7 protein-coding genes are annotated in these 6,706 nt (G+C 66.4%); 5 read left to right on the forward strand and 2 right to left on the reverse strand.

The genetic code is table 11. The annotated features are described in order from the left end of the window. The first annotated feature begins 64 nt into the window (after nt 1-64). Both FBT69_01620 and FBT69_01625 read left to right on the forward strand, forming a co-directional pair. Nucleotides 65-1,444, forward strand: coding sequence for a serine/threonine protein kinase (locus FBT69_01620; GenBank protein ID MDL1903497.1), 1,380 nt, complete (start codon nt 65-67; stop codon nt 1,442-1,444). Between the two features lie 216 nt (nt 1,445-1,660). Continuing rightward, nucleotides 1,661-2,482 carry a translation initiation factor IF-3 gene (locus FBT69_01625; protein MDL1903498.1) on the forward strand — a complete coding sequence of 274 codons (822 nt, stop codon included), beginning with the start codon at nt 1,661-1,663 and terminating at the stop codon, nt 2,480-2,482. A 48-nt stretch (nt 2,483-2,530) separates the two neighbouring features. On the opposite strand, the gene FBT69_01630 is transcribed toward FBT69_01625, so the two are convergent. After that, on the reverse strand, nt 2,531-3,844 hold the full coding sequence (locus FBT69_01630) for an FtsX-like permease family protein (GenBank protein MDL1903499.1): 1,314 nt from the start codon (nt 3,842-3,844) through the stop codon (nt 2,531-2,533). 93 nt (nt 3,845-3,937) lie between these two features. Here FBT69_01630 and FBT69_01635 point away from each other — a divergent pair, with 93 nt between their 5' ends. Beyond that, the gene (locus FBT69_01635; protein ID MDL1903500.1) at nt 3,938-4,234 is read left to right on the forward strand and encodes a hypothetical protein; all 297 of its coding nucleotides are present in this window, start codon (nt 3,938-3,940) and stop codon (nt 4,232-4,234) included. A gap of 32 nt (nt 4,235-4,266) precedes the next feature. Here FBT69_01635 and argH read toward each other — a convergent pair whose 3' ends face one another. Then, on the reverse strand, nt 4,267-5,664 hold the full coding sequence (gene argH, locus FBT69_01640) for an argininosuccinate lyase (protein MDL1903501.1): 1,398 nt from the start codon (nt 5,662-5,664) through the stop codon (nt 4,267-4,269). 98 nt (nt 5,665-5,762) lie between these two features. Between argH and FBT69_01645 the strand changes: the two genes are divergently transcribed. After that, complete coding sequence (locus FBT69_01645; GenBank protein ID MDL1903502.1) at nt 5,763-6,350, forward strand: sigma-70 family RNA polymerase sigma factor; 588 nt, start codon at nt 5,763-5,765, stop codon at nt 6,348-6,350. Between the two features lie 5 nt (nt 6,351-6,355). Then, nucleotides 6,356-6,706: serine/threonine protein kinase (locus tag FBT69_01650; protein ID MDL1903503.1), on the forward strand; the 351-nt coding region annotated here is incomplete at its 3' end.

The raw sequence follows: 6,706 nt of genomic DNA on the forward strand, positions 1-6,706 counted from the left end.
CGCGGCGGTGGATTTACGGTTCCCCCGCGCGTGAGGGGGATGGAAGGGCACGGCAGCCGACCGGATGAGCCAGGCGCACCGCGAACCAGACCTGACCGAGAGCAGGACCGCCGGGCGGCCCGGTGACACCAAGCCCGTCGCACCGCCGACGGACAGCGTGCCTTCGTCTCACGATACGGATACCCCCCAGGATCTCGCCAAAGGAGGTACGAACGTTGACACGCTCGTCGGTCGGCTCGTGGTTGAGCAAGGCCTGGCGACGTCCGAGGAGGTGCAGGCCTGCCTTGAGCTGTCTCGGCGTGCGCGTGAGGTCGAGGCCAATCAGCGGTCGCTGGTTGAGCTGCTCGTGGACAACGAGTACGTCACGCGACGGCAGGTGGCGAGGCTTCGTCAGATCATCGAGGCCGAGCGATCAGGGCAGCAGATTCCCGGCTACAAGCTCCTCGGGAAACTCGGCGCGGGAGCGATGGCGACGGTGTACAAGGCCAAGCAACTGAGCCTCGACCGCATGGTCGCGATCAAGGTGCTGCCGCGGAAGTATTCCGCGAATCCGCAGTTCATCGAGCGGTTCTACGCCGAGGGTCGCGCTGCGGCCCAGCTGAACCACCCCAACATCGTGCAGGCGTTCGACGTCGGCAAGGCGGGCGACCACCACTACTTCGTGATGGAGTACGTGGACGGTCGCACGGTCTACGACGACATCGCCAAGCACCGGCGGTTCAGCGAGGCGGAGGCGCTCGACGTGGTGATCCAGGTCGCTGAGGCGCTGGAGCACGCGCACTCGAAGGGCCTGATCCACCGCGATGTGAAGCCCAAGAACGTCATGCTGACGAAGGAGGGCGTCGCGAAACTGGCGGACATGGGCCTGGCGCGGGCGATCACGGACAAGGAGGCCGCGGAGGCCGAGGCGGGCAAGGCCTTCGGCACGCCGTACTACATCTCGCCGGAGCAGATCCGTGGCGAGAAGAACATCGCCCCGCCTGCGGACATCTACTCGCTGGGGGCGACGCTCTACCACATGGTGACGGGGTCTGTGCCGTTCGACGGCAAGAACCCCTCGGCGGTGATGCACAAGCACCTGAAGGCGGACCTTGTCCCTCCGGACCACGTCAATCCGAAACTGGGGGCCGGGATCAGCGAGGTCATCGAGATGATGATGGCCAAGGATCCGCGGCGGCGGTACCAGAACTGTACCGATCTCCTGATCGACCTCCGGGCGATCCGAAAGGGTGAGACACCGCCGATCGCCCACAAGGACGTGCTTCCGGCGGACACCGTGGCGAGCCTTGCGGCGGCGGAGGCGGCAGCCCCGGCGGAGATCGCCGTGGACACGACGGTCGCAGGGGCGGGGTCGGTATTCAAGGAGCCGCTGTTCATCATCATGTGCGTGATTGCGGTCATCAGCATCACGTTCAATGTCGTTCTGCTGGCTCTTCGCGGATGAAGCCGGATTGGGCTTGCCTTGTGGGTCGGTCCCGTGTTAGGCTTGGGGACCGCTTGCCGGGACAGGCCCGGCGGGGCGGGGTTCAGGGTTCGGAGGCACGGCGCGGTGATCAACTCGGCACAGACGATCGCGGCCGGCGCTTCCGCCCGTGGGCGGCGTTCGGCGGCGCGGTCATGACCCAGCCCCCGGCCCCCACAGTCCGCACATTTCTCCGTCATCGCGGGGAGCGCTCCCCGCGGGTTGCCGTTGGATCGCACGGGGGCATCCCCTGCCAGACCAGGAGTGCATGACATCAGAGGGCGAAGATTCTACAGAGACGCCGGGCCGGTCCGACGCATCCGCGTCAATCACCTGATCCGCATCAGCCCGGTCCGGCTGGTCGGCCCGGACAACGAGCAGATCGGCGTCGTCGAGACGCCCGAGGCGTTGCGCATGGCGCAGGAACAGGGGCTGGATCTCGTCGAGGTCGTGCCCGACTCCAGGCCGCCGGTCTGCAAGATCATGGACTACGGCAAGTACAAGTACGAACTCTCGAAGAAGGAGACGAAGAGTTCGTCGAAGGGATCGGAACTCAAGGAGATCCGCCTCGGCCGCTCCGTGAAGATCGACCCGCACGACGTCCAGATCCGCGTCGATCAGGCGCGGCGGTTCCTGCTCGACGGGCACAAGGTGCAGATCACGCAGCGATTCCGCGGGCGCGAGATGATGCACAAGGAACTGGGCATCGACCGACTGCGCGAGATTTGCGACGAGCTTGCAGACGTGGCCAAGGTCGAATCGGAGCCGCGCTGGGCGGGCCGACAGGCGAGCATCATTCTCGCGCCTGACAAGCCGAAGGTCGAGGCTGTCAAGCGGAAGATGGAACGTGAGAAGCAGGTCCGCGAGCAGGCCGGCAAGCCCGCGGAACCGTCCGGCGGCGCTCCAAATGCCGAAGAACTCGCCGAACCGAAGGAGAAGGGCGGCAAAAAGAAGGGGCCGAAGGACCAGCGTGCCCGCAACCCGATCGACGAGGAACTGGATTCGCTTCTTGGCGGCTGATTGCGGCACGATGCCCCGACGCCTCGTGCCTCGGTTGCTATCTTCATGTCAATCGTGCCGCAAGGCGACGATGGGGTCCTGCTTGGCCGCCTGTCGCGCGGGGTAGATTCCGAATATCAGCCCGGTGATCGTCGCGACGACGAAGGCAACCGCGATGGACCAGCCCGTGACCTGGGTATGAAGTTGGGCATCGGATTTGAGCAGTTCGAGAACGAACGGCCCGGCGTAGCCGAGCAGCACGCTCGCGCCGACGCCGAGGGCGACGCCGATGACGCCACCGATGCCGGAGAGCACCCCCGTCTCGACGACGAACTGCGAGACGATGTCGAATCGCTTCGCGCCGACAGCCCTGCGGATGCCGATCTCGCGGGTGCGTTCCTGCACGGTGGCGAGCATGATGTTCATGATGCCGATGCCGCCGACGAGGAGCGAGATGCCCGCGACCATGCCGAGCACAACCTGCCACGTGAGGGCGGTGCGTTTGGCCTGTTCGAGGAGTTCGTAGGGGACGATGATGGAGATGTCCGTCAGATCGGGGTGGCGAACGGCCATGAGCCGGTGGAGGCGGGCAGCGTCGCTGAGGACGGTTTCGCGGGCCGGTGAGACGATATAGACCTCCGACACCTGGACCTCGTTTCCGGTGAAGGAGCCGGCGGATCGGCGGAGGACAAGGTCGCCGAAGACATCGTTGGCGGTCGTGACCGGGATGTGGACGTCGTGATTCATGTCGCGGCCGACGAGTTTCGCGCCGGCCCCGCCCGCCAGGCCGACGGGCGCCAGGACGCCGACGACGGTGAAGGCCTTGTCGTCGATGTTGATGGTCAGGCCGATCGGGTCTTCGTAGGGGAAGAGGGCACGGGCGACCTCCTTGCCGATGACCGCGACCATCGCGCCCTCGTCGATGTCGCGCTGCGTGAGGAAACGGCCTCGCGCGATGCGAAGCCCGGCCGCTCCGAGCAGTTCCGGCGTGCTCCCGAAGGCCTGGCTGGTGCGCACGCGGTCGGCACGGAGCACCTGCCCGCCGACTTCCTTGAGCGCGACGATGCTCTCGGCATGCGGGAAGTTGTCTCGAAGGACTTTCAGGTCGTCGCGGGTCAGGCCGTAGCGGCTGATCATGCCGGTCTGCTGGCCGCCCTGCTGCGTGATGGAGTCCGCGGGGCGCTCCGATCGAACGATGAGATTGCGTGCGCCGAGTTGTTCGAGCTGCAGGAGGGCTTCCCGCTTCGAGCCTTCGCCGATCGAGACCATGATGATGACGGCCGCAACGCCGAGGATGATGCCCAGGGCGGTCAGAAACGACCGGAGCATGTGCAGCCTGAGGTTGCGGAGTCCGAGGCGAAAGGTCTCGAGGAAGTAACTCACGGCGATTTCCCGGGGTCCGAAGCCAGCCCGTCGATCGCCGGCGTCATGCGGGTCGAACGGCTGGCCGATACTCTAGGTCCGGGAGACGTACCGATGAGCCTCGTGCAGGTTGGCGCGGAAACCGAGACCGATCGCGGATGGTCGTACGAGGTGCGCGTCGCGGCACCGGGCGGGGGCGTCACCCGGCACGTGGTCACGCTCGCCTGGGTGGACCACGACTACTGGTGCGGCGGGACACGGCCGCCGAGCGAGGTCATCGAACGACTGGTGACGTTCGTGGCGGGACGGATTCGGGCAGGCCTCCCAGAGCGGTTCGACGCCGCGACGGCAAGGCGCTGGCTCCCGGACGTGGACACGGAAATGATGCGGTCGCTCGCACCGCACGAGTGACCTGCTGACGCGCGCGATCGCAGCGCACCCGATCAGGCGCGGATACCGAGCCTCTGCTTGAACGCAACGACGGCCTGCCTGACTTTCGCGGGCGCGGTTCCCCCGAGGACGTTGCGCTTGTCGAGTGTTGCATCGAGGGTGAGCCGAGGATAGACATCCTCTTCCGCCGCCGGGGCGTGCGTGCGAATGTCGTCGATAGGGAGGTCTTCGAGTGCACACCCGCGAGCAATGGCTTCGCGCACAAGCCTGCCCGTCTGCTCGTGGGCATCCCGGAAAGGCACGCCCTTGCCGACCAGATAATCGGCGAGTTCGGTCGCGTTCGCGTGGCCGCCGACGGCAGCCGCCCTGCAGCGAACGCGGTCGAACCGGCAACCGGTGACGACGCGCTCGGCGAGATTCAGGCAGAGAGACAACTGGTTCATCGTGTCAAAGAGGGGTTCCTTGTCCTCCTGCAAGTCCTTGTTGTACGCGAACGGCAGGCCCTTCAGAGCGGTGAGGAATCCGGTGTGCGTGCCGATGATCCGACCCGCCTTGCCGCGAAGGAGCTCGCACCCGTCGGGGTTCTTCTTCTGCGGCATGATGGAAGACCCGCTGGTGACGGCGTCGTCCATCTCGACCAGCCCGAACTCGCTCGACGAGTAGAGGATCAGTTCCTCGCCGAGACGTGAGAGATGGACGGCGCAGATGGCCGCCGCGGAGAGCGTCTCGGCGACAAAGTCGCGGTCGGCGACCGCGTCCATGCTGTTGGTGGTTGGGCCGTCAAACCCGAGTTCGCGGGCGAGCGCTGCACGGTCGATCGGATAGGCCGTGCCGGCGAGCGCGGCCGACCCCAGCGGGCACAGGTTCGCACGCACACGTGCATCGGCGAACCTTGCTGCGTCGCGGTCAAACGAGTCAGCATGCGCGAGCGCCCAATGAGCGAGCAAGACCGGCTGGGCGCGCTGCAGGTGCGTATAGCCCGGGAACGGGGTGTCGATCTCGCGTTCGGCGAGGGCGACGAGCGCACGCTGCAACACCCGCAACTCCGCACTCCGTTCGTCGATCGCCCCTCGCAACCACAAGCGCAGGTCGGTCGCCACCTGATCGTTGCGGCTCCTTCCCGTGTGCAGTTTCTTGCCGAGCGGGCCGAGCATCGCGACCAGCCGCCGTTCGACCCAGGTGTGGACGTCCTCGGCGCCGGATTCGCAGGGCGGTTCTGGCGACTGAGTGACCTCCTCGTCAAGGTCGGTCAGCGCGATTTCGAGTCGTGCGACCTCGTCGGGGGTCAGCACGCCCGCCGTACCCAAGGCCCTCGCCCAGGCCTTCGAGCCGGCGATATCCTGGCGAACCAGCCGCCAGTCGAAGGCAAGGGAATCGTTGATGGCCCTGAAGACGGCGTCCGGCCCACCCGCGAACCGGCCGCCCCAGAGAGAGTGTGAAGGCTGTGTCATGCCGTCGAGTGTACGCCGCAGGCCGCTCGGATCGGCATGGACGCCGCTGCCCGCGTGTGGCGGCTGGATGTCGATGAGGCAGTTGTTACACTGCGGGCATGACCGATGACGATGGGAGCCATCGCGGGTGTTCCAGGAGCATCAGGCCGTCACCCGAACTCCTCGACGCCGTCTATGCCCAACTTCGAGCCATCGCTCAGCGTGCAATGGCGGCCGAGGGGTCCAGCCACACTCTGCAAGCCACCGCCCTTGTCCATGAGGCCTTCCTGCGGTTGTCGGAGGGTCGTCAGAAGCCGTGGGCGAATGAGGCCCATTTCTTCGCCGCGGCCGCAGAGGCCATGCGCCGCATCCTTCTCGACCATGCCAAGTCGAAGCGACGGGTGAAGCGGGGGGGAGGCCGACCGAGGCTGCCTCTGGACGTGGCGTGTGTAGTCGATTTGGCCTCCGGCGACGATCCTGATCGAATCGAGGCGTTTGACAGGGTCTTCCGTCGCTTTGAGCACGAGTCGCCCGACGCAGCGGAAGTCGTGCGGCTTCGGTTCTACGCAGGGCTGAGCGTGGAACAGACTGCGGCATCGCTTGGAGTATCCACGCGAACGGTCAACAGGCACTGGACGTACGGCCGTGCGTGGCTCGCGCGCGAGCTCCAGCGCGAGGCGAACGCCCCGAGTCTTCCGGAGGGGTGACCCACGTGGGCAAGGACCGGGTTCGGAGAATCCTCGAGGCGGCCGCGGAGTTGCCCCCAGGGGAGCGAACGGGGTTCATCGAGCGAGAGTGTGCCGGCGATCCTGGGTTGCAGACCGAGGTCAAGTCGTTGCTTGCCGCACTTGAAGCGGCGGAAGAGTTCCTCATCGCGCCCACTGCTCGTCCTGACGATGCACCGACCGCCGACGGCCCAAGGGCCGGATCGTCCCTCGCTCAGCAAGAGTCTCCGGGCACAGTCGTCGGTCGCTACAAGTTGCTGCAGGTGATCGGGGAGGGCGGATTCGGGACGGTGTGGATGGCGGAGCAGACGGAGCCGGTGCTCCGTCGTGTGGCGTTG

The organism is Synechococcales cyanobacterium CNB (assembly GCA_030263455.1).
Taxonomy (GTDB): Bacteria; Planctomycetota; Phycisphaerae; order Phycisphaerales; family UBA1924; genus CAADGN01.

Bases quoted from the DNA above. Each gene is read 5' to 3' on its own strand.
- FBT69_01620 (MDL1903497.1), top strand. From the start codon at position 65: ATGAGCCAGGCGCACCGCGAACCAGACCTGACCGAGAGCAGGACCGCC.
- FBT69_01635 (MDL1903500.1), top strand. From the start codon at position 3,938: ATGAGCCTCGTGCAGGTTGGCGCGGAAACCGAGACCGATCGCGGATGG.
- argH (MDL1903501.1), bottom strand. From the start codon at position 5,664: ATGACACAGCCTTCACACTCTCTCTGGGGCGGCCGGTTCGCGGGTGGG.
- FBT69_01645 (MDL1903502.1), top strand. From the start codon at position 5,763: ATGACCGATGACGATGGGAGCCATCGCGGGTGTTCCAGGAGCATCAGG.